The organism is Vibrio sp. 10N.239.312.C11, from assembly GCF_041466065.1.
Classification (GTDB): domain Bacteria; phylum Pseudomonadota; class Gammaproteobacteria; order Enterobacterales; family Vibrionaceae; genus Vibrio; species Vibrio tasmaniensis_A.
Genome location: NZ_JBFSRZ010000011.1, coordinates 89,220 through 110,162 on the forward strand (window position 1 = coordinate 89,220; position 20,943 = coordinate 110,162).

Sequence of the window (20,943 nt, forward strand, 5' to 3'; positions counted from 1 at the left end):
ACGTAAGTGTTAATTTTTAAATGGTTGAATTTTAAGTTTTATTTTTTCTTTGTGAGGAATTGGTAGAGAAATTTTTGGTGTTTTGAAGGTGTTTTGGATAGAGGTATACCTTGCTATTCGTTACTTTTGAGAGATTTTTTACATGAGAGGCGAGTTTTGGTGTTTAAGTGTATGTCTGCGTAAACTTCACATAAGTAAGTCTTTATGATTTACTTTTATTGCTTGTCTTTGATTTGATTTTGCGGAAGTTTTGGGTAACTTTTGTGGTTTCTCTAACCATATCGCGTCGCTGTAACAAACAACTATTCAAACACATATTAACTAATTGAATATCTAGTTAATGGAGGTTTGAATGAGCAAATCACAACGACTCACCACCACTTTCCTCAACAATCTCAAGCCCAATCCTGCCAACGCTAAATCCACCGATTACGAAGTTAATCTATCTGCTATGAAAGATAGCGGCTTGCCCGTGGGCGTTAGATGTCTGGTGGGCAAAGGAAAGGGATCTGTCAGGTTCATATTTAGGTTTACTAGCCCTGTAACTGGTCGTAAGGCGTCGATCGGTCTAGGGCGGCTCAATGACACTGACCTAATCACCTTGCGCAAGAAAGCGAAAGAATATCGGCAGCAAATTCTTGAGGGTATTGATCCGAAGATCGAGCGTGATACTGAAAAAACTGATTCTTCTATGACCCTTGAACGGTTCTTTAATGAAGTCTATTTACCACTGGCTAAGCAAAAACGAAGTTGGAAAGATGATCAAGCGAGGTTCCGTCATGCTAAGTCGATATTTCATGTTCCCATTAATGAATTATCGGCGGCACATATCGTTAAGATCCAAATGGAAATGCAGGGAGCTATAAGCGAGACAACAGGGAAACCTTATGCTGTAGCTACGATTAATCGTGTATTAGCGCTGTTGAAAACGGTGAACCGTCAGGCTTACAAGTTGATGGACGCGCCGTTGGTTGCTGATAAGGTCAGCTTGTTGAAAGAAGACAACGTCCGCACTGGTTACTTTACCGAGGCTCAGTTAAAGGAATTCATAGGTCACGCTCTCAATCATGAAGATAAAAGTATTGGGGCATATCTAATTATTCTGTTTTTGACTGGGTTACGCGATAAGGAGCTTCGACTCCGCTTGCGAAGTGACATCTCATGGGAGGAAAAAACTCTCACTATTCCGCATACGAAAAACGGTAGTAGCCATGTTATTTACTTGAGTGATTACATGCTTGATATTTTGAGGTCGGTGCCTCATGTGGCGAATAACCCTTATCTCTTTCCTGGACGTAAAAGGGGTAAACCCGTAGGGCAACCTAGACATGCTTTCAAGGCTATCAAAGCTAAGATGGGACTGCCCGACATACCCGGAGATAAAGCGAATCTGACCCTACACAGTGCTCGTCATACGGTTGGGAGTTTATTAGCTAGTCAAGGAGTCTCGTTACACGACATAGCCAAGCAGTTGAATCACGCTGACCTTTCATCCACAAGACGCTACTCGAAATTGACTGTAGGGCGTCGGCGAGAAATTGGTTCTCGTTTGTCGGATATGGTGACTGCGAAGCCAGAGATACGTTGGGAATGAAGAAGTTAGGTTTACCCAATTAATTTAGAAATGACATTTGAAAAGCCCCTGTTTAGCGATGAGCTAAACAGGGGCTTTTTCATTATTAGAAGGAAAATCATCTGACACGTCTCGATAGAGAGTGGAAAGATGGTTTTCGTTAGTTATTAGGAAATTCATGATGAAAACAGTAAACAAGTTTGAAGACATTCAATCACTACCAATGTCTGATGCAGTGAAAGCAAAGTTGCTAGAACACTTGATAGAGCCATTCGGTAATGAAGAAAGCACGAAAGCGTTCTGGGATGAGGTTGGCACTACTTTGTATTTGATTGAAGCTGATGATACCGATGAAACCTTGAGTAAAGAATCTGAAGAAGATCAGTACTACTTGCGATTTTTAAGTAACTACCCTGAATGGGTCTTGTTACTAAACGACGATGAATGCCCTTGGCTACTTGCTGTTGCCATTGTTACTACGGCTGGTAGTGGGGTGTATTGCTGCGCTCCAATGAACAGTCCAACGTTCCCAGTCCTCAAGCTTGCTAAACAAGCTGAATCTTAATCTCGAATTTAGTCTTAATAGTCACTAATAGTAATGGAGGTGTCTCATGGCACGTAAAGCCAATCAAAAAGAAGAAGTCGTTCAACCTGAAGTATTAGAGGGTAATGAACAAGTCACGGTTACTGACGACAATCCAGTAGACCATTTCACTAATGTCGTGCTTGATGGTAAAGCGAAAAAGTTATCACCGAAAACTCAGAATCATGTGTTCTATGAGCTTTCGGTACATGATGATCTAAATACTCTATTCCTTAGGCTTTCGGGTAATGAAGGTGGCGGTCTTCATAGTAAAGAGTGGGTAGCCTTTGAAGATATTGTAGCTGTGTTAAATGAGCAAGACGACAAGCCGTTTAAAAGCACTGTACTTAAATCTGTGTTCAAAGGTGGGTCTGCTAATAATGCTGGATTTATGGCAGCGGCACTGCGTGGGTTATTGCTTATCCTGCCGTCAGAGAAATCAGTCTTCCTCCACGTACTCTCAGAGGACTACAAGCAGCGTCGAGACGAACTCCTGTCGTTCGTAGAGGGTGAAACCGAAGCTAAATAACCCTAAAAGCACATCAATCCTTACTGACTAAACCTCTTCCCAATTTTCATACCGCGCACTACACACGAGTGCATCCCTAACAAATTAAAAGAGAATTTATTATGAACTTAACTTTTGACGTTGAGCGCTTACTGCTGCCAGTAAGTGTCGATCTTCAGGATACTTTAAACCGAGTGATCAACGAATCAGGTAAATGGACACCCATGATCCAATCGGTCGTGATTAACTTCCGAGATACAAGCTATAGCTCTGAGAACGGTGGATATCACCCTATTGAGATTTATATTAGTAGGCTTGGTGACCAATGGGTTTTCGATTACATCACTGATTTTAGCTACTGTGGATTGATGCCTGAACTTGAGAAAGAAATCGACTTTGATTTTGGTCATGGTGTGGCTTACATCCGATACATGGGCGAGGTTCCCATTACTGAATCCAGTGTCGCTGAGTTCTATTCGATGTGGGAAACCAACTTTCTAGGCTACATCGGAATGGACTGCTTTGATGAGATAAAAGTCACGGTGGATTAGCCCATCACTAACGAATCAAGTTGAAAGCACCATGTATGCACCATAAAATCCGCCTCTCACTTCCTAGTGACACTAAGGCTTCCTATTGCTCCATGTAACTCATGGTGTGATGGGAAGCCTTTTTCATTTGGGTAACGTTCTACAACGGATTACTTAAACGTTGCCGTTGGGATTCAGAGAGGATTAAGTTGCAGGACTGCAATGGACGGTGGAAACACCAAAGAAGGGAGACTCGATTTTAACGAGTTTGGTTAACTTAAACTGGTGTTTTGTCATTAAAGACTCCCATTGCTATCTGAAAGCAATGGGAGTGAGTGTTTAGGTTTAGCCTGCTAGTTCAATCAGGGCTTGTTGAGCTTGTTGCTCTTTACTGTCAAGGCTTGATGGAAGAGCGTAACTCTTAATGTTTGGTAGTGAGTTCAAGTACTTGAAAAAACCTTGAATTGTCATAGGTTGTACAGGTTCGAAGTAAGCTTCTTCATCATCACCAAATGAAAACTCTGAGCAGTACATTACAAGATCTTCTTTCTCATAAATCAGGGCGATAGAGCGAGAGTCTTCAAAATCACTATACGCTTTGAACTCCAAGTGTAGAACTTCCTGACCCTCAACATTCGATAGGAACTCAGCTCCAGCTTCAATCGTATAGTGGTCAGCGTCGACTGACATTGTACACATTCCCATAATTGCCTCATGAGCATGTGCTGCTGCGTTGCATTTAGCTAGCTTTTCACTAGTACAACCATTTAATAGCCAATCTTCTTTGTTGAATTGAGTCATTATTGTCATTTCCTAACTTATTAATTTAGTAAGCTATTGTAATGGGTGCTAATCTACTGATTTTCAAGGGTTATAATTTGTTTTGTAGATATTTATTACTGCATGGCAATGTTCTTTTGAGTCTTATTGTCAGATAGTTTCCTATTGCTATGTCGAAGTAATAGGAGTGAATATTTACATCTAGGTATGACAACTTGGCCATTTTTTCACTTTTGATATGAGAAACAAGGTCAGAACGGGCGTTTTACCACGACATCGAGATAAGCATTGATTGGAATGGAAACTTGCAATTTATAAGCTCAATGACAAGTTTAATCCATTAAAACCACTCTCGCTAAAACAACCAAGTTATCTGGCTCATGGTAACCACCACAGCGACATTGGTGATATCGACGATAAACAGATATGGACTGGATTCAGTGGTTTTAAGCAGAGTTCTAGCATCAGTTCTCATAGTAATTCCCCTATATAATAACCTGCTCAAAGCGCAGTTATTTATTAGTTAGTCACCGTTCACCGAAAAACAGCATCGTTTTGAGTCTTCCCTTAACTGGTATCGGTTCGAAGTTTCGTAAAATACCCCAGTTCCTATATCTAGCATCCAAAGCTTACAAACCTCTGCATAGTGGTTTCTTTATGACACGGGGCGACTACAACAGAGAACCGAAACGACATTATGTCTTGGTGGTTGCATTTCATTTCAACAAAGCATCAACAAACCCAACGACGTACTTCAATTCGCTCAGTGCCTTCTACTTGGTTGAATCCAGATACGCTTGGAGCTCTTGCTTCAACAAGTAACGTATCCAGTCAGGTGAGAGCACCTCTGCATGTGGTAGCCACGTTTTAAGTTGGCGTAGTAACTCTGGTATGTTCTTGGTTTGGTGACTAATTAACACATCACCGGAATCTAGCTCTTTCAATACTCGGAAGTCATCTGCATTACCTTCATTTAAGAAAGCTTCTACGCCTTTAGCGCTCATCTGTATAAGAACTTCAACGGGATTGAATAGTTCATCTTCATATCCACAACCAGTCAGCTTCTGTTCAATGCTAGGGTTAGGAGAGTATTTATCCTCGTAACGCACTAATTCACGAATCTTCGCCACTCTGAGAGACTCTAGGCGGTTTCTGTGTGTTCCGACAATGAACCACCATCCACGTTCATTCAACAGTTTGTAGCTGTGGAACTCGTCGTAGGTTTTCCCTTCATGGCTAAAGCTAATCACGTTTCGTCGTTGTATCGATTCGATAAGCTTCTCGAACACCGAAGCACATTCACTAATGTCCTCGACTTGTGGGTTCTTGAAGAGAAAGGGTGGGGTGGTTTTGTTGTTCAATACGCCATTGCTTAGATAGTGCTTACCCGAAAACAAAGTATCGAACCCCATGTTTAACAGCAGGAGAGATAGCTCATTATTGGTCTGTCTGCCTAAAAACTTAGGGTCTAACGAGTAACAAGCACCGTCACGTTGTATCGGTAAGTAGTTTAACCGTTCATTGAAGTCACGATTTAACGTCCTTCTTGCAACTCCAAATTCACGACTTAAATCTTCTAGATGCAATTTCTCACCTGTATTTAAACGGGTCAGGATGATGCCAAGTCGTTTCGCTAGTTTGTCATGCTCTTTCATTCTACGCATTGTAGATAGGTCGCTCGTCAGGTGGTGTCGCACTGAGAAAGAACCTGATTATTTCTAGCGGATTTTCATAAGGTTACTGATATTGCTATAGCTTTCATTAGTTACCTCAAGGTATGTCTTACAAGGCATTCATCAATCATTTCAATATTTCTACATCTGAGCGACACACCCTGTCGTTCACCCTCTTTAAACTGATCATCAATCACGTTAACGCCGTCTCTTATAAGCGGCGTCATTGCGTATTTAAGGAAAACAAAAATGAAAAAATCAATTGTCCTGCTAGGTCTAACTTCGCTATTCGCATCTTCAGTATTTGCAGGTGGCACGTTCGGTGGTAATCCGGGCGATATCTCGAAAATGAAAGAGCTACTAGAGCCACAATGGAATGGTAAAGCAGGAATTCAGAACACATCGTCTTACGGTGTCATTGTGCAGTGGAAAGCCGATGTCTGCGGAACAATGAATGGTCATGTTACTGATGTGACTCAATGCGGCTCAGATACCCCGAAAGGTAAAGCACAATAAGTTTTGTTGCGGAGCTTGGCTCTCGATATCTCAGTTTCGAAATTGGAACTCTCTAGGCTGAGGTATCAATGAGCTCCGCAACACTCAATCAACCAAAAAGAAGGAGCCTTTACATGGCGATTAAATCAATAACAACATTAGTTACAACCTGTCCTGCATGTGGTGAGCGTGCATATGATGATGGTAGCTGTCAGGTGTGCGGTCACTCTCATTAGGTAGTAATCGTAATTATCCAAGGGCGATATCGAGAGGTATCGCCCTTTTCGATTTCTAGAGGAAAGGAAAAACATTATGGCGAAAACACATTTTCATTCTAACTCTCAGCAGCGTTGGTTTAAGCCTAGCGTTTCAATGGGATTAAAAGGGGCACAGTATAGTTCTATTGCTGCATCTCGTGTTTGCCCTCAATTTATCGTTCTTGCGGGAGCTGTGGGGTTTGTCACTGGTGCTGTCATTGGTGGTGTTCTGGATGAGCTAGACGTTCTCTAATGAAAAAAAAGTAGAGGTGGTTTCTCCTCTACTTTTTTTTGATCGTAACCAATGGAAAGTGATTTCCCTTTGTGCTTTAAGGGGTGCAGCTTAGTGTGTCATTAGTCTGTTGGGGATGATCATAAATCACTAATCACACGATGATTATCATCAAGTTTTATTTATTCTAAAGAAACAAAAAATGAGGAGCTATTCGAGGTTTCTTTGTTCAGATTGCAAGAAGGTTTTAGATTTATTTTGAGTGATAATTTGTCTTTATATTCAATTTTGTTATATGTGGATAGTTGTGAAATCATGGTTCATGTTAAACAAAAAAATGAATCTAGGGATTTTGTGGCTTCTTCAAGGCGTAAAACTTTGTGAAGAAAATGTTGGCTATAAATGCTCTTTTTTTATCACATTTACAGTGAGTTGAGTGTGGTTTTTGTGTTGAAAAATAAGGCTTGATAAGGAGTTGGTAGTACGTATTATGATTTGCATCTACCGAGTGTAGTAACGAGTTTTCTTGATGAAAACTGTCTTTAAATAGCAATAGGGATACTTAACATGAATATTCAAAATGATACTAATCTGATGAATCTACAAGCTGACGTAAAAGCTTTTACCTTGGCGACAACCCCAAAGCGTCTTACGGGTAATGCTAGCTACTTTACCAACATAACAGCAGAGGTAATTGATGCTGCTGAGTATGATTTGGGCGATCGTGAATACTTGAAAAATAGCATTGAACACCGCTTGAATAGTACCTATGACAAACATGGTAAGAAGTGTACACAGTGGGGCTACAAACGTGTGTTAGAAGTTGTTGAGCAAGCTTTTAAGCATGTAAATAAATAAGCTGTTGATGAACAGTTAGGTTTAAAGTTCTAGTTGAGGATACACATCGCTTTAATATTGGTTTAGCAGACCGTGGCCTACGTGCGCACTATTACATACCAGTCTTTTTCTACATCAGTCTCATCCCTGAGCATCAGTCCCTATAGGGCATCCCTTTATTTCCAGTCATTACATATCCGATAACCGATAAAGCAATTTGGTTAGGGAGTTCTATGCCTTTCTTCCTGTTAATGGAAGTGATGTAGGTATCCCTAATTCAATCTAATTAATTGCTTTGACTATTAACTTATCGTTGTCTGTAAAAGAAGCGATAGAAAGCTGATATTTGGATGGATTAGATGAGCAGTACATCTATAGAAATGACCCAAAAGGTACTCAACACCTTGCCTCGTCCTGCTAAGGGGGATCAAGGTGTTGAGTATCGATGGGCTAAGAACTCTCGCTTACGTTTATTGGTAACAGCTTCGAGTAAGCGCTGGATCGTTCGCTTTGGTTGGAAAGGGCAACGTTACTACGAGTCATTTGGTACTTACCCTGAAATGAAGTTTGCTGACCTTGAGAAGTTGGCTTACCAGTTTATTGCTGATGTTCAGTCTGGTGCTTACCGCAAGGGATCGCGCCTGACTGTTCAGCAGTTTTTTGATGAAGTACTTGTGCCTTTCAGTCGACGTCACCACCGTGATCATAAAACGTTTGTATCTCGCTCTAAGCGCGTAATGGCTGTCTTGGGTAACAAGCGTATCGCTGATGTGACTCGTCGTGATGTGGAGAGGTTTCTTAACTCTTTAACGGGATTGTCGAATTCAACCTTAAATCGTTATCACGCCTTTGTGTCCAAGCTTTTCTCTATGGCGGTCGAGCACGACATCATTGATAAGAGCCCTGTAAAGGGTATAAAAAAGCTGGTGGAGAATAACCAGAAAGACCGAGTGTTGTCCTCTAAAGAGATGGAAAGCTTTTGTCGTCATGCTTGCGCTGAACCTAACTTCATTCATGCCTATGCTTTGATGCTTAGCCTGCTTACAGGTATGCGTGTTGGTAACGTGATGAGCCTTACGCGTTCCATGTTAGCTGATGACTTATCATCTGCTTTATTACCTATGACTAAATCCGGTAAATCGCAGCGAATTTACTTTTCTGAGCCTGCACAACGTCTTGTCCGAAAGTGCCTCAAGGTTTCTTTTAATGATTGGGTGTTCCCCTCGTTAAAGAACCAAGGTGAGCATATTGCATACCCACGAGCTTGTATGGAACGCATTCAACAAGCCATGAAGCAAGATGGTTGTCTGGAAGCGCCTTTTACTATCCACGATCTTCGTAGAACTCAAGCGACTCAAATGTTGCATGTAACGAACGACATTCGACTCGTTCAGCAAAGTCTTGGTCATTCCAATGTGAGTGTTACTGAGCGTTACGCCTACTACCAAAACAACCATCTAGCGCAAGCCTCTCAGCAGACTGTTGAGGCAATGCTACCTAATTTTAAATTCAGCTAAGGAGAACACGATGAAAAATGCATTAACAGTAGAAGAGTTTGCAGAGGCATACAGCCTTAACCCTGCCACGGTGAGAACGAATGTGACTCGAAAGCCTGACAGTTTACCCAAGGTATTGCGCATTGGCCGCAGTGTCCGGTTTTTAGTTAGTGAAATTGAAAAATGGGAAAAAGCTTTATTGGAAACGGCATAAACCACGAAATTTTCCAATTCTTTCCAGCTATTACTTTTGCCAGTCGAGATTGGCTTGATTGGTACACAAACTTAAATAAAACATAAATCGATGGAGATTTTATTATGACGACTTCAACTCAACCACTATTCATCCGTAACGGTAACTCTGTAGTAAATGCGAGTACTGCAACGAGTTTGACTCATAACGGTGACTTTACTTTGCTACTGGATGATAAATGCCAAAAGGTAGCTTTTGACCAAAGCGAGAAAGCGCCCGAATTGTTTGAACGTGTGAAGAAAGCAATTAAACCGCATGACAAGTATGGATTGGTGTTAGATAACGGTGGATTCATTGATACCCGTGTTATCTCAAATGTATTCGTATCGCCGAAGACGAGCAATCTTGTGATAGTTGGTTTGAATGACCGTCCTCTATGTGTTCTTGATGCTAAGACTTTCTCTGATCTAGATGGATTGACCGAAGTGATTTTGGATGCTCTGGTTAGTGTCGGTGAAGGTGAGAAGTTCCCTGCTATTGAATGGTCTGCTTACAAGGCTCAGTAATCTGATTTCGATTTAACACTATGGCTCTTTGGAGCCATTTTTTGATCTAAGAGGAGGATAAAATGGAAGAAAATATGAATTACTGGGCTGAAGATAGTGGTGTTGAAATAGAAGAATCATTTGATGGTATCGAGGTCGATGAAAGTTTGGTTGAAGCTTGGGGCAATGCGAGTAACGATGATCATGTAGATGAAACACTTGGTAGTATTTCGGTAGAGACTAAACCGCTCGTTGAAAACATTAATGAGTATGAAAGTTCGAAGAAGAAGAAGCGCTATAAGGCACGCACTAATTTCTTCGACCGTCCGATTATCTCATTCGATACTGAGTATGTGTTGTCGAAGTGTGGCAAGTACAACCGAGTTTTAAGCTATCAATTTGTCACTTTACACAATGGTAAAGTATCTAAGTTGGTGTTGTATCCAGACTCAGCTAAAAAATCTAGTCGCTTATCGATGGATTACTGCTTCGCGCGTGTTATTGAAAAGGCTATTGAAGATGGAGTGCTTGAGCGTTGGCCTACCGATATCATTGTGACAGCTCATTTCATGAAAGCTGACCTATTTAACTTCAATCAGGCTTTTGACCAAGTAAAAACACATATTAAGGGTATCCGAAAAACTGTAGCGAGTTTGGGGGATGCGTATGAGTTGGATTTGAGTAAGGTCATGACTCGTCGTATAGATAAAGAGCCTGTTCAGATTAAAGATAAGAACCGCAACTATCACACCTTACATATGTCATTTTTTGACACAATGCTACTTGCTCCAGCTAGCGCTCAGTCTTTATCGGCTGTCGGAAATATAGTGGGTGTACCTAAACTGGAAATACCAGAGCCATACAGCATTGAATGTATGGATGAATACCTTGCTGGTGATAAAGCTGGGTTCGAAGCGTATGGACTGACCGATAGTTTGATATCAGCCCTCCATTTCAAGGCTACAGCAGACCTTTGTAAAGAGCTAGGTTTGAAGTCAGTGCCGTATACGATTGGTGGTATGGCGGTCAAAACATTCATTAACTCGCTTGATGACCCTAAAAGTTATCGCAAGCTATTTGGTTTTGAAGAGAAGAAGAGAGAAATATGGTCGAAAGAAACTGGCAAGGTTCGTACAGTCACTATTGAAGAGCCTACTCAAGCTCGTAAGACCATGGAGTGGTTCGCATCGGAATGTTATAGCGGTGGTCGTAATGAAGCGTTCTGGTCAGGTGTTACACCAGTTGATACTTGGCTAGATTTAGACGTTCCTTCGTGCTACGGAGCGATTACGAATGGTCTGCGCGAAATTTCTTACGAAGACATGTACATGAGTAACAAGGTGGAAGATTTCTTTGGCGATAAAATGGCACTGGCTTGGGTTGAATTTGAGTTTCCATCTTCTACTCGCCATCCGTCACTTGTTGTTCGTGATAAGGACTCACTAATTTTCCCACTCCGTGGTGAGACTCACTGTACGGGACATGAATTAGAAGTCGCCTATAACCAAGGCGCTAAAATTAAGATCAAGCAGGGTTTCATATTTCCATGGAAAAACGATGTGCGGATCTTCGAGAAGTACATGAAGTGGGGACGTGAAAAGCGAAAGAGCTATGAGAAAGGCTCATTTCAGGAAAAGCTTGTTAAGGAGATGTTAAATTCTACGTACGGTAAATTCAGCCAAAACGTAAAACCAAAGCAAACATTTTCAGTGGAGGATGGATACAGTAAGCCTCAACCTCCATCCAAATTGACCAACCCATTCTATGCGTCGTATACATGTGGTTTGGCGCGCGCATTATTAAGTGAAATGTTAGCTAGTGTGCCAGATGATAAAACGGTTCTGTCAATTACGACTGATGGATTTTTGGGTAATACAAGTGTTGAAGACCTTGATTTAACTGGACCAATTTGTCAGCGCTTTCGTGAGTTGTTTCATCGTATGGAGCCTAATGGTGGTGGGATATTGGAAGTTAAGCATAAGGCTAAGCAACTTATCTGTGCGAAGACACGCGCTCAATATACGGTAGCTCCAATGGAGGGTTGGGAACCTGTACTTGCTAAAGGTGGAGTTCAGGTGCCTAAACAAGTTACGGATCAAAATCAGTACATGGTGGATCTATACAAAGAACGAACGCCTGAACATATGACTGATTCGTCGCACCTTACTTCGCTCCGTTCAATGTGTACCGAACGTAAAGATATGCTGATGGAACGGAAGCAATCACGTTTGAACCTTGAATTTGATATGAAGCGTGAACCAATCAACCCACGAGTTATCGAAGTTGATGGTGTTCCATTAGTTAGCTTTGAAACTAAGCCGTTTAAGAATGCTTTTGAGATGCGTTATACCCGTATCCGCTTTGATGCTTGGCGTAAGAGTGGTCGTTGTTTGAAGACCATGGATGATTGGTACGATTGGCAGGAGCGTTTGAGCATGTATAAAGCTAACGATAAGGGGGAAGTTCGTTTAAAGAAAGATGAAAAGTCTGATGAGTTAATGGCGCGCTTGTTTGTGCGATTTTATGGTCATGAGGCATCTGGTATCACTAAGAAAGATATTACCGCTAAAGCTCTGTCTGAATGGCTTGTAGAGCTAGGTTATGACATTAAGCCGAGCTTAGTTCGTGGTGCTGGTCGTACAAAGCTTGTAGAAGGTACTGTTCCCCTCACTCCATCAACGTTGAAACTAGCAAAGCTGCTGATGGGTAAATTTCCTCAATTTGACCCTGTACCGTTGTTTAATGCCTCCGATGAAGAAGTTATGCGTCAATTAGAAAATATTTCGTAAATAATGAAACGCCATGAGCCCTTGTATAGCAAGGGTTCATGGCGTGTGTGTATCTAGTTCGTTGGGGATATACATCAATAACCAATCACACAACCTCATTTCTTTCCAAATCTTTCCAGCTAGTTCCTATGCCACAACGTCGTGGTGATCTTGAAAAATATAGGACCCGTTATGTCTAAAACTAAATATTATGCTGCATTGAACAATAAGCTTGCTGCGGTTGTTACTAACTTTGAAGAAGCTAAAGAGATCTATGACAATGAACCGGGTGGTCATAATCGTAAATTCAATACTTATGCTGAAGCTGAGGTTTATCTACTTGAAAAGATTAAAGAACGTGATAGCCGATTAAAGTTTAACAAACCTAAACGTGGAAAACGTAACCCATATCAGAAGAAGTCTACTGCTATGCAATTACTGGTAATTACCCCTGACAGCTTAGAAGTGAAACCAGCTAAGGCAACTAAGCTAGTACTAACTTGCTACTTCGGTGGTAAGAATGCCGATTCAACCATTACAGGTTCTGATGGAAAGTGTGAGGTCGTTACGCTGACTACTGGTGTACTGCCAAGCTGAAGTACCTAGAGCTGGCTCATGCAGCGATTAAGTGTGCTGATAGTGCGTTAGATAGTGGTGTGGATAGTGTCGAAGTTTGGGGTGTTGACGGTTCGGTGCTTGTCACTCTGAATGAATGGGCTCCTAGATACCGAGAACGAGGTTGGGTTAACTCGTTCGGTAAGCCTGTTGTTTATCGTGAGGTGATTGAGTCTATGTTGGAGCTAAATGAAAAAGCTAGGTGATAAGGTAAACTGGATGCGGATGAACAGCTCGTGGGTAACGAGGCTCGTACGCACGGTTTTGTAAGCCGGGTGAGGTTGTGACGCCTCATCCGACTCGAATCTTAACCTTTAAATTCGAGTAAGTATCGAATTAGAAGTTTGCAGAGCGTGGTGTACGTGGGAATGGAATCACGTCACGAACGTTGCCCATGCCTGTTACGTAAGATACTAGGCGCTCGAAACCAAGACCAAAACCAGCGTGTGGCACTGTGCCGTATTTACGTAGGTCGCGGTACCAGCTCATGTGCTCAGGGTCGATACCCATCGCAATCATACGCTCGTCTAGAATGTCTAGACGTTCTTCACGTTGTGCTCCACCGATGATTTCACCGATGCCTGGTGCAAGTACGTCCATTGCTGCAACTGTTTTACCGTCGTCGTTTAAGCGCATGTAGAAAGCTTTGATGTCTTTCGGGTAGTTCTTAACGATAACTGGTGCTTTGAAGTGCTCTTCAGCTAGGTAACGCTCATGCTCAGAAGACATGTCGATGCCCCACTCAACGTCAAACTCAAATTTCTTACCAGAATCTAGTAGGATTTGGATTGCGTCAGTGTAGTCAACTTGTGCGAAGTCAGCGTCAACGAATTGCTCTAGGCGAGTAATCGTTTCTTTGTCAATGCGAGAAGCGAAGAACTCAAGGTCGTCGCGGCGTTCTTCAAGAACTGCAGCGAAAACGTACTTAAGCATGTTTTCAGCTAGCTTTGCTACATCGTCAAGGTCTGCGAACGCCACTTCAGGCTCAACCATCCAAAATTCAGCTAGGTGGCGGCTTGTGTTTGAGTTTTCAGCACGGAACGTAGGACCGAACGTATAAACCTTGCTTAGTGCACAAGCGTAAGCTTCAGCATTAAGTTGGCCAGACACGGTTAGGAATGTCTCTTTACCGAAGAAATCTTCGTTGAAATCAACTTTGCCTTCGTCAGTGCGAGCTAGGTTGTCCATGTCTAGCGTAGATACTCGGAACATTTCACCTGCGCCTTCTGCATCAGAAGCTGTGATAAGTGGAGCCGAAGTCCAGAAGAAACCTTGATCGTGATAGAAACGGTGAATCGCTTGAGATAGACAGTTACGTACACGTGCTACAGCGCCGATCACGTTTGTACGTGGGCGTAGGTGAGCAACTTCTCGAAGGTATTCGATAGAGTGACGTGTCTTAGCCATTGGGTAAGTATCAGCGTCTTCAACCCAGCCTACAACTTTAACGTCAGTTGCTGCTAGTTCGAAGTCTTGACCTTTCGCAGGAGACTCAACAATCTTACCCGTTACTTCAACAGAGCAGCCAGTCGTTAGCTTTAATACTTCGTTTTCGTAATTATTCAGATTATTAGGAACCACGGCCTGAATCGGGTCGAAACAAGAGCCGTCATAAATGGCAAGGAAAGAGATTCCAGCTTTGGAATCACGACGTGAACGGATCCAGCCTCGAACAGTTACTTCACTGTCTACCGCTAGCTTGCCGCCAAGTACGTCTGTTACAGGCGCGTAAGTCATGTTGGTTTCATTCTCCATTGAGGGACAAATTCATCCCAAAGTTAGTGGCGTTAATGCAAATAAATAGGCTTTTGCACAACATTTAGCCTAAACATTGAGTTGTATAAACTTTTAAATCGATTGAACATCTTACCTGTCATACGGACAGCTTCAACCTTTATTCTTTCTTGGCGAAAGAAATATTGTATCTCGTTAGTCAAGTCGTCGATGCTACAAGTATTAGTTACCGAAAGATATGTTTTTACGCAAGAATTGTTTGAGGTAGTGCCAGTGCCTCGAGTTTTGGGTTGTATCGTCTAATCCGTTATTTATTTGAATGCTCAAATCAGATTAGTAAAGAATAAATGCGGGTCGTAAAACCCTATGTCTGAAGGCTTAAATGCTTTGAATCAGTTTGCTCGTATTCTGCATGGTAGTGAGTTTTTAGTTCGGCCAAGCTCATGGTTTTTTATGTGGTGGTGTGTGGAGGGGGGAAGAGTGATAATTGATAGGAGTTGAAGGATAATAAAAATCATATTTATTAATTGCTTATACTTATTGATTTAATCTGGTGCATAGGTGATATTGACTAAATTTTTGTTTGAAAATGGTGTTTTATGGATAATTTGTTAAGTCGAGCCTATGAGATTAAATCAAATATCGACCGCTCTGGGTTGAGTATTTATGATGACATTGAAATGAATGATCCTGACTTGTGGTATTCAGGGGCTGAGTTAGAAGCTTTATTGCTTGATCAAGTTTTAGGTCACTCATTTGAGGGGCTTCCTTTAAGGACTCGTTCAAAGAAAGCTAAAGATCTTGTTTGTCAAAGTCTTGGATACTTCCCTCCGAAAAGTTATTCGAAAACTACCCCACGTTTTTTGGGGCAAAAATTTGATCTTTATGTTCAAAAATCAAATAACTTACAAGTTTGGAACGAAGAACTTGATTCAGAGAGGAGGTATGTACTGTTTCGACTTGATGAAATTGATCAAATTACGAATGTTAAAGTTGTTAATGGTGCAGCTTTAGCTAAGTTAGATACAACTGGAACGCTAACACAAAAATATCAAGCGACCTTAGATGTTGGTAGAAGAACTCATGAGTTGATTAGTTCTTCAGATACTGATGCTATGTGCTCACTTGTGTCTAGTCGGAACTTACCTCTCAGTTTTTGCAGTCCTATTGATACTCCTGAGTTTACTAGCTTGTACTCTATTGAGGCTTTGTTTGTGAAGCTTTCAAATATTGTAGGGCAGTCATTTGATAATGTTGGAGCTGTGCAAGAGCGGATACGTGGGGATGAATTACATAGGCTTGTTTGTGAATCGTTAGGGTATGGGTCTTTTGGTGATAATGGCCAATTTCCTGATGTAAAACACCAGCTTTTAGAGGTTAAGCTACAAACTTCAGCGACGATTGATTTGGGTTTAGTCTGTCCGGATAGCACTAATGTTTTAGACATCGAACCTATTAATGAGCAATCAGTGAGGCATTGCGATGTAAGATATGCTGTGTTCAAGGCTGAGATTATTGGTAATAAAATTGTTGTTACTAATCTATTTCTTACAACAGGGGCTGATTTTTTTACTCGCTTTCGAAAGTTTGAGGGTAAAGGTTTAAATAAGAAGCTGCAAATTCCGTTGCCTCGTAACTTTTTCGAGTTAAATGTAAATTAGTTTAAGGCAGTCATCTATCTCACTAGTGAGATAGATGACTCGTAGATATTACTGTTATTGATGGACGTTAAATATTTCCCAGACTAAGTTATTGATTTGGGATTCAATTGTTAGTCTTACTTGTTCATCGTTCTCGTTAGCACAAGCTTGACTTAATTCAATCAGTTGCTTTGAGCGTGGGTCTTCAGGGGCTGGTAATGGAAACTTTTCAACATATTGCGTTATAAATCGTCGCTTATTTGAATAAAGTTTATTTTGAAATTTAATGTCGTAAAACGTTTCTATAAATGTTGAGTTTGCTACAGCAAGCACTAACCATAATATATTCTTAGGAAGATTTTGGTTATCAATGATCATCCAATAGCAATCACCATTTATTACAGTGCCTTCATCCATCCAAAACATTGGTTTTTCAGTTATATCTCGAAATACAACTTTTGGCACATCCCAGAGTGCTGGGTTTTGTGGGACCCAGATTTCATACCAAGCTCGGTTAGCTTTGGTAACATAACTACGGCCTGCAAGCTGCTCTCGATGAGCTTCTAAATATCTTTCTGATAAAGGGTTTTCGTCCAGTGGGATTACTTTCTTTTTTCCAGCTACTGATGTATGCGTGTATAAAACGGACTTTTTTTCTTTACCGTTAGTTCTAAAACGTCCCCCGATATGATGGGTAGTTAGTGGTTTTAGTAATTCTGGTTCATACCCGATATCGTCTAACCAATTATCTCTAATAAATATTTTGTCAGCGGTAGTTTTGATGCCAACTCGCACCTTTCCAACATCTCTAAATGTGCACCAAGTTTTTGCTTCTACTGCTTGTAGCCAGCGCTCTGAATCTTCATCCTGAAGTCTCCATAGATCTTTTGGTTTATCATCAAAGATCATATGGCCATGTTTAACTATGTAGTTATTACCAGAAGCAGAGCGAACAATACCTGAAAAATTAAGTGCATTTACGGGGTGGGTTACAGCATCATCATTTTCAGGCTTTTTATCTGTTAAATATACAGAAGAAAATGGTATTGAGTAGTTCACTTCATTATTAGTTGTTGGTCTTAGTGTCATTACTGCTGGTAGTACTGCTGCTTCAAAGATACGTGTATCACCAAAGTCCCACATTCCTTCGAAGTGATATTGTGAGTACATTTTATCTCGGAATTCACCTGTACCTTTAGTCGTAAGGAAGCGATTTGATACGATGACACTAGCGACGCTGTTTCTATGTAAAACAGCATTCATCCCGACTAGGAATGCTTGGTAGATATCAAGCTTTCCTTTTAGTCCGAATTGTTTGCTTAGATCCTGGGATTTATCAGCACCAAGTACTTGTGTACGAATGTAAGGAGGGTTTGCGATAAGCATATCAAATTGAGGAATGTGCTCGACGCTTGGATCATTTACTCTTTTTTTTAGGCATAGTTCTAGAAAATCTCTAGATTCTAAGTGAAGGTTAACATTTGGGAATAGTTTTTCTAATCGTGTTCTAGTGATATTAATTGACTGTTCGTTTGTGTCAAAACCGTACGCGTTTATATGATTAGTGCCTGAGTCTATCAACTTATTGATCAAACTAATAAGTAACTCTCCATCACCGATAGCAGGATCAACTATGTTGACAGAATTCATAGGGTGAGAATGTGTCAAAATTTGCTCTGCCATGAAATCGGACATGAAACCTGGAGTGTAATGTGCACCTTCTGATTTTCGGCATTCTACATGTGCATATCTGTCTATAGTTGTATCTACCATTTACCAAATTACTCTGTGACTTAAATCGGATTAAAAGATACTACCAGAATGTGTGTGCTAGGTAACTTGATATTGATATAGCTTCGGAGGAATGAAATTAACCCTACATGGACCGATAAAAAGATTTGAGTTCCAAGTTGAGGTGGTATGTTACTTATGCTGATTCTGTGACCTAAGCATTTGATGCATATCCAACAACCCCCATCCTATGGTCTTTTATATCTTACTAGCTCCTAGTAATTCCAACTAGCTACTAGGTCATGTAAGGGATTCAAAATCCGTTGCCTTCGGGCGTGGCGGTTCAAGTCCGCCTACCGGTACCATATTTAAATAACAAAGCCTCGACTCAAGTCGGGGCTTTGTTATATCTGGAGAATAGAAAGCGTTGCCTTCGTAGTAGCGGCAGGAACGCCTGTCCAATCAGTCAGTTCTTATTGTGCCATTCCAAAATATTACCGTTTCCGTTCGTAATGCGATTCCTTAGTAAATTAATTATCTTAAATCAGAATGTTATCTGTCATTCTCACGTCTATTGTCTATGTTTAAAGGACTAATAGAGGAGAAACATATGCTGACAGTAACCCCTTACTTGTTTTTTGATGGTCGTTGTAGTGAAGCGTTAGATTTTTATCATAAATGCTTTGGTGGTGTTGTTTTATCGAAGCAACTCTTTAGTGATGCTCCTCAGGTAATAGAGGGTGCACAACCTAGTTGGGTTATGCACGCTGAGTTCGAAGCATTTGGTATGAAGCTCATGATGTCTGATGGCGTTAAAGCTAAAGAACTTGAAGGGAACAATCTGGCACTTTCCTTGGTTACAGAGGATACCGCAACTCAAGAGAAAATTTTTGAGAAGCTTAAACAAGGGGGGCGAATAATGACGCCACTCGCAGATACGTTTTGGGGCGCTAGATTTGGTAAAGTGGAAGATAAGTTCGGTATTCGTTGGATGGTGCATTGTGATTCTTTAAGTTGAACCTGTGAAATTGGATAGTGAAATTCCCGCGTGGTTTTATTAGAATTATAAATATAGATTATTAATCAATATTATATAAATATGGGCAGCATAAAGATTACTGTAGATCGCATCCAGGCCGGCCTACATATACGACTCCCCCTAAAATGGAATGAACACCCATTTTTATTCAACAGCTTCAAAATAAAAGATGACGCTCAAGTGAAAATAATTCGGCATCTTGGGATTAAGCATGTCTATATAAATCTAAGTCAAAGCGATACTGCACCTTTACCTTCTAATCACAAGATAGAGAAAGGGGCCGATTCAGATCTCCAGATAAGCCTTGAAACTGAAAGGATGTGGAAAGATAAGCATGAACGTATCGAAACCCTAAGCTCTTACCGTCGTAGAGTCAGTCATTGTGAGAAAGAGTTCGAGCGCTCGCTTGCTCGAATGCGTTCAGTAATGACAAAAATTCGTAACCGACCTATAGATGCGGTAGGAGAGGTTAAAAGTCTAGTTGATGATATTGTTGAAATACTGGCAAGTGACGATAGCGTTACCTTACACCTTATGAATGCTAAAGCTGACTTTGAAGACATTTACTTTCATACATTAAATGTCTCTGTCGTTGCGTTAATGATAGGTAAAGCTAAAGGCTACAATACTCAACAATTGAAAGCGCTTTCTTTTGCTGCGTTGTTCCATGATGTAGGAAAGATCAAAATACCAGCTGCAATACTTAGAAAGCAGAGTACGCTGACAGCACCGGAAGAGAATTACCTAAAACTTCATACGAAATATGGTGCTGATATTGTCTCTGGAATTGATGACTTTCCTGAAAGTGCCAAAAAAGTAATCGCTCAACATCATGAAATGAATGATGGCTCTGGTTATCCTGAAGGCTTAAAAGAAGAAGAGATAGATGAACTTACCAAAATAGTTTCAGTGGCTAACGCATTCGATAATCTTTGTCATGGTAAAGCGCAATCTCAACAAATGATCCCATACTTGGCATTGTCCCACTTATATAAGAACTGCAAACATCTATATAGTCAGGATAATTTGAGTCTATTGGTTAAGTTTATGGGAGTCTATCCGCCGGGTACTGTCGTGCAGCTTTCCAATGAATCAATTGGAATCGTGATTTCGGTTAATGCCAAACATATGCTTTATCCGAACGTACTGATCTATGATCCTAGCGTTCCAAGAACCCAAGCCCCGATCATTGACCTATTTACTAAAGAGATAAAAATTGTCAATGCAGTTAATCCAAGCAAGTTACCGGAGCAAGTTAGAGAATATCTAAACCCTAGGGCTCGTTTATCTTACTTTTTTGATAATGGCGAGTAGTTATCCACAGGTTGTTGTGGGTAGTTTGTTCGAAACTTGGGTTGAAAGTTGTATAAATAAGCCCTTGGTTGAAATGTCTTCACTTAACCTCTTTTTTTAATAAAAAACGCATTTAATGCTTGCCAATAAAAGCTGCATCTCTATAATGCCGCCTCACTGACACGGTAGACGCCATAAGGCTTCAGCGAAGAATGTTGGTAAGGCAACTAGCTTAAAGCGTTTAAACGCTCCTACTTTTAAAAAGTAGAAATTAATTCCCAATAAGTGTTTGACACTAAGAATTAAAACGCTAGAATGGCCGTCCACTTCGAGAGGCTCCTTGCTTAAAAGGAAGGCTCAACAAGTGAAGCTCTTTAACAATTTAAACCTATCAATCTGTGTGGGCACTCGTTGATGAATA

The 20,943-nt window shown here is 40.9% G+C and carries 20 protein-coding genes; 16 read left to right on the forward strand and 4 right to left on the reverse strand.

Translation table 11 applies throughout. The features are described 5' to 3' along the window. Window positions 1-352: 352 nt before the first annotated feature. From AB6D07_RS07440 to AB6D07_RS07455, 4 genes are all read left to right on the forward strand, one after another. Window positions 353-1,594, forward strand: coding sequence for a tyrosine-type recombinase/integrase (locus AB6D07_RS07440; RefSeq protein WP_372091336.1), 1,242 nt, complete (start codon window positions 353-355; stop codon window positions 1,592-1,594). Window positions 1,595-1,751: 157 nt separating this feature from the next. Further along, on the forward strand, window positions 1,752-2,138 hold the full coding sequence (locus tag AB6D07_RS07445; protein WP_372091337.1) for a hypothetical protein: 387 nt from the start codon (window positions 1,752-1,754) through the stop codon (window positions 2,136-2,138). A gap of 46 nt (window positions 2,139-2,184) precedes the next feature. Then, window positions 2,185-2,685 (forward strand): hypothetical protein, encoded by a 501-nt coding sequence (locus AB6D07_RS07450; protein WP_372091338.1) that lies wholly within the window; start codon window positions 2,185-2,187, stop codon window positions 2,683-2,685. A gap of 101 nt (window positions 2,686-2,786) precedes the next feature. Beyond that, the gene (locus tag AB6D07_RS07455; RefSeq protein ID WP_372091340.1) at window positions 2,787-3,215 is read left to right on the forward strand and encodes a DUF2787 family protein; all 429 of its coding nucleotides are present in this window, start codon (window positions 2,787-2,789) and stop codon (window positions 3,213-3,215) included. Window positions 3,216-3,539: 324 nt separating this feature from the next. Here AB6D07_RS07455 and AB6D07_RS07460 read toward each other — a convergent pair whose 3' ends face one another. Next, entirely contained in the window at window positions 3,540-3,995 is a 456-nt protein-coding gene (locus AB6D07_RS07460) for a hypothetical protein (protein ID WP_372091341.1), read from the reverse strand. 752 nt (window positions 3,996-4,747) lie between these two features. Next, window positions 4,748-5,629: a WYL domain-containing protein gene (locus AB6D07_RS07465; RefSeq protein WP_326483257.1), complete on the reverse strand. Its 882-nt coding sequence runs from the start codon at window positions 5,627-5,629 to the stop codon at window positions 4,748-4,750. 267 nt (window positions 5,630-5,896) lie between these two features. Between AB6D07_RS07465 and AB6D07_RS07470 the strand changes: the two genes are divergently transcribed. The 9 genes from AB6D07_RS07470 (at window position 5,897) to AB6D07_RS07510 (ending at window position 13,291) form a co-directional block, all read left to right on the forward strand. Beyond that, window positions 5,897-6,163, forward strand: coding sequence for a hypothetical protein (locus tag AB6D07_RS07470; protein WP_372091342.1), 267 nt, complete (start codon window positions 5,897-5,899; stop codon window positions 6,161-6,163). 291 nt (window positions 6,164-6,454) lie between these two features. Next, window positions 6,455-6,652, forward strand: coding sequence for a hypothetical protein (locus AB6D07_RS07475; RefSeq protein WP_017084383.1), 198 nt, complete (start codon window positions 6,455-6,457; stop codon window positions 6,650-6,652). Window positions 6,653-7,198: 546 nt separating this feature from the next. Continuing rightward, on the forward strand, window positions 7,199-7,489 hold the full coding sequence (locus tag AB6D07_RS07480; protein ID WP_371702452.1) for a hypothetical protein: 291 nt from the start codon (window positions 7,199-7,201) through the stop codon (window positions 7,487-7,489). Between the two features lie 338 nt (window positions 7,490-7,827). Then, on the forward strand, window positions 7,828-8,985 hold the full coding sequence (locus AB6D07_RS07485) for a tyrosine-type recombinase/integrase (RefSeq protein ID WP_372091344.1): 1,158 nt from the start codon (window positions 7,828-7,830) through the stop codon (window positions 8,983-8,985). A gap of 10 nt (window positions 8,986-8,995) precedes the next feature. Further along, the gene (locus AB6D07_RS07490; protein WP_016790998.1) at window positions 8,996-9,178 is read left to right on the forward strand and encodes an AlpA family transcriptional regulator; all 183 of its coding nucleotides are present in this window, start codon (window positions 8,996-8,998) and stop codon (window positions 9,176-9,178) included. Between the two features lie 104 nt (window positions 9,179-9,282). Next, a complete protein-coding gene (locus AB6D07_RS07495; RefSeq protein WP_016790997.1) occupies window positions 9,283-9,723 on the forward strand; it encodes a hypothetical protein in 441 nt (146 codons plus the stop codon). Between the two features lie 62 nt (window positions 9,724-9,785). Beyond that, complete coding sequence (locus AB6D07_RS07500; RefSeq protein ID WP_372091345.1) at window positions 9,786-12,491, forward strand: DNA polymerase; 2,706 nt, start codon at window positions 9,786-9,788, stop codon at window positions 12,489-12,491. Window positions 12,492-12,662: 171 nt separating this feature from the next. Beyond that, complete coding sequence (locus AB6D07_RS07505; RefSeq protein ID WP_372091346.1) at window positions 12,663-13,067, forward strand: hypothetical protein; 405 nt, start codon at window positions 12,663-12,665, stop codon at window positions 13,065-13,067. 59 nt (window positions 13,068-13,126) lie between these two features. Then, window positions 13,127-13,291 carry a hypothetical protein gene (locus AB6D07_RS07510; protein ID WP_372091347.1) on the forward strand — a complete coding sequence of 55 codons (165 nt, stop codon included), beginning with the start codon at window positions 13,127-13,129 and terminating at the stop codon, window positions 13,289-13,291. Window positions 13,292-13,421: 130 nt separating this feature from the next. Here AB6D07_RS07510 and asnS read toward each other — a convergent pair whose 3' ends face one another. Beyond that, window positions 13,422-14,822: an asparagine--tRNA ligase gene (gene asnS, locus AB6D07_RS07515; protein WP_372091348.1), complete on the reverse strand. Its 1,401-nt coding sequence runs from the start codon at window positions 14,820-14,822 to the stop codon at window positions 13,422-13,424. 596 nt (window positions 14,823-15,418) lie between these two features. On the opposite strand from asnS, the gene AB6D07_RS07520 reads away from it, so the two are divergent. Continuing rightward, a complete protein-coding gene (locus AB6D07_RS07520; protein ID WP_372091350.1) occupies window positions 15,419-16,480 on the forward strand; it encodes a hypothetical protein in 1,062 nt (353 codons plus the stop codon). A 54-nt stretch (window positions 16,481-16,534) separates the two neighbouring features. Here AB6D07_RS07520 and AB6D07_RS07525 read toward each other — a convergent pair whose 3' ends face one another. After that, window positions 16,535-18,232 carry an Eco57I restriction-modification methylase domain-containing protein gene (locus AB6D07_RS07525; protein ID WP_372091351.1) on the reverse strand — a complete coding sequence of 566 codons (1,698 nt, stop codon included), beginning with the start codon at window positions 18,230-18,232 and terminating at the stop codon, window positions 16,535-16,537. A 568-nt stretch (window positions 18,233-18,800) separates the two neighbouring features. Here AB6D07_RS07525 and AB6D07_RS07530 point away from each other — a divergent pair. Together AB6D07_RS07530 and AB6D07_RS07535 are read left to right on the forward strand one after the other, a co-directional pair. Further along, entirely contained in the window at window positions 18,801-19,208 is a 408-nt protein-coding gene (locus AB6D07_RS07530; RefSeq protein ID WP_029223884.1) for a VOC family protein, read from the forward strand. An 81-nt stretch (window positions 19,209-19,289) separates the two neighbouring features. After that, the gene (locus AB6D07_RS07535) at window positions 19,290-20,543 is read left to right on the forward strand and encodes an HD-GYP domain-containing protein (protein WP_017097526.1); all 1,254 of its coding nucleotides are present in this window, start codon (window positions 19,290-19,292) and stop codon (window positions 20,541-20,543) included. Window positions 20,544-20,943 lie beyond the last annotated feature (400 nt).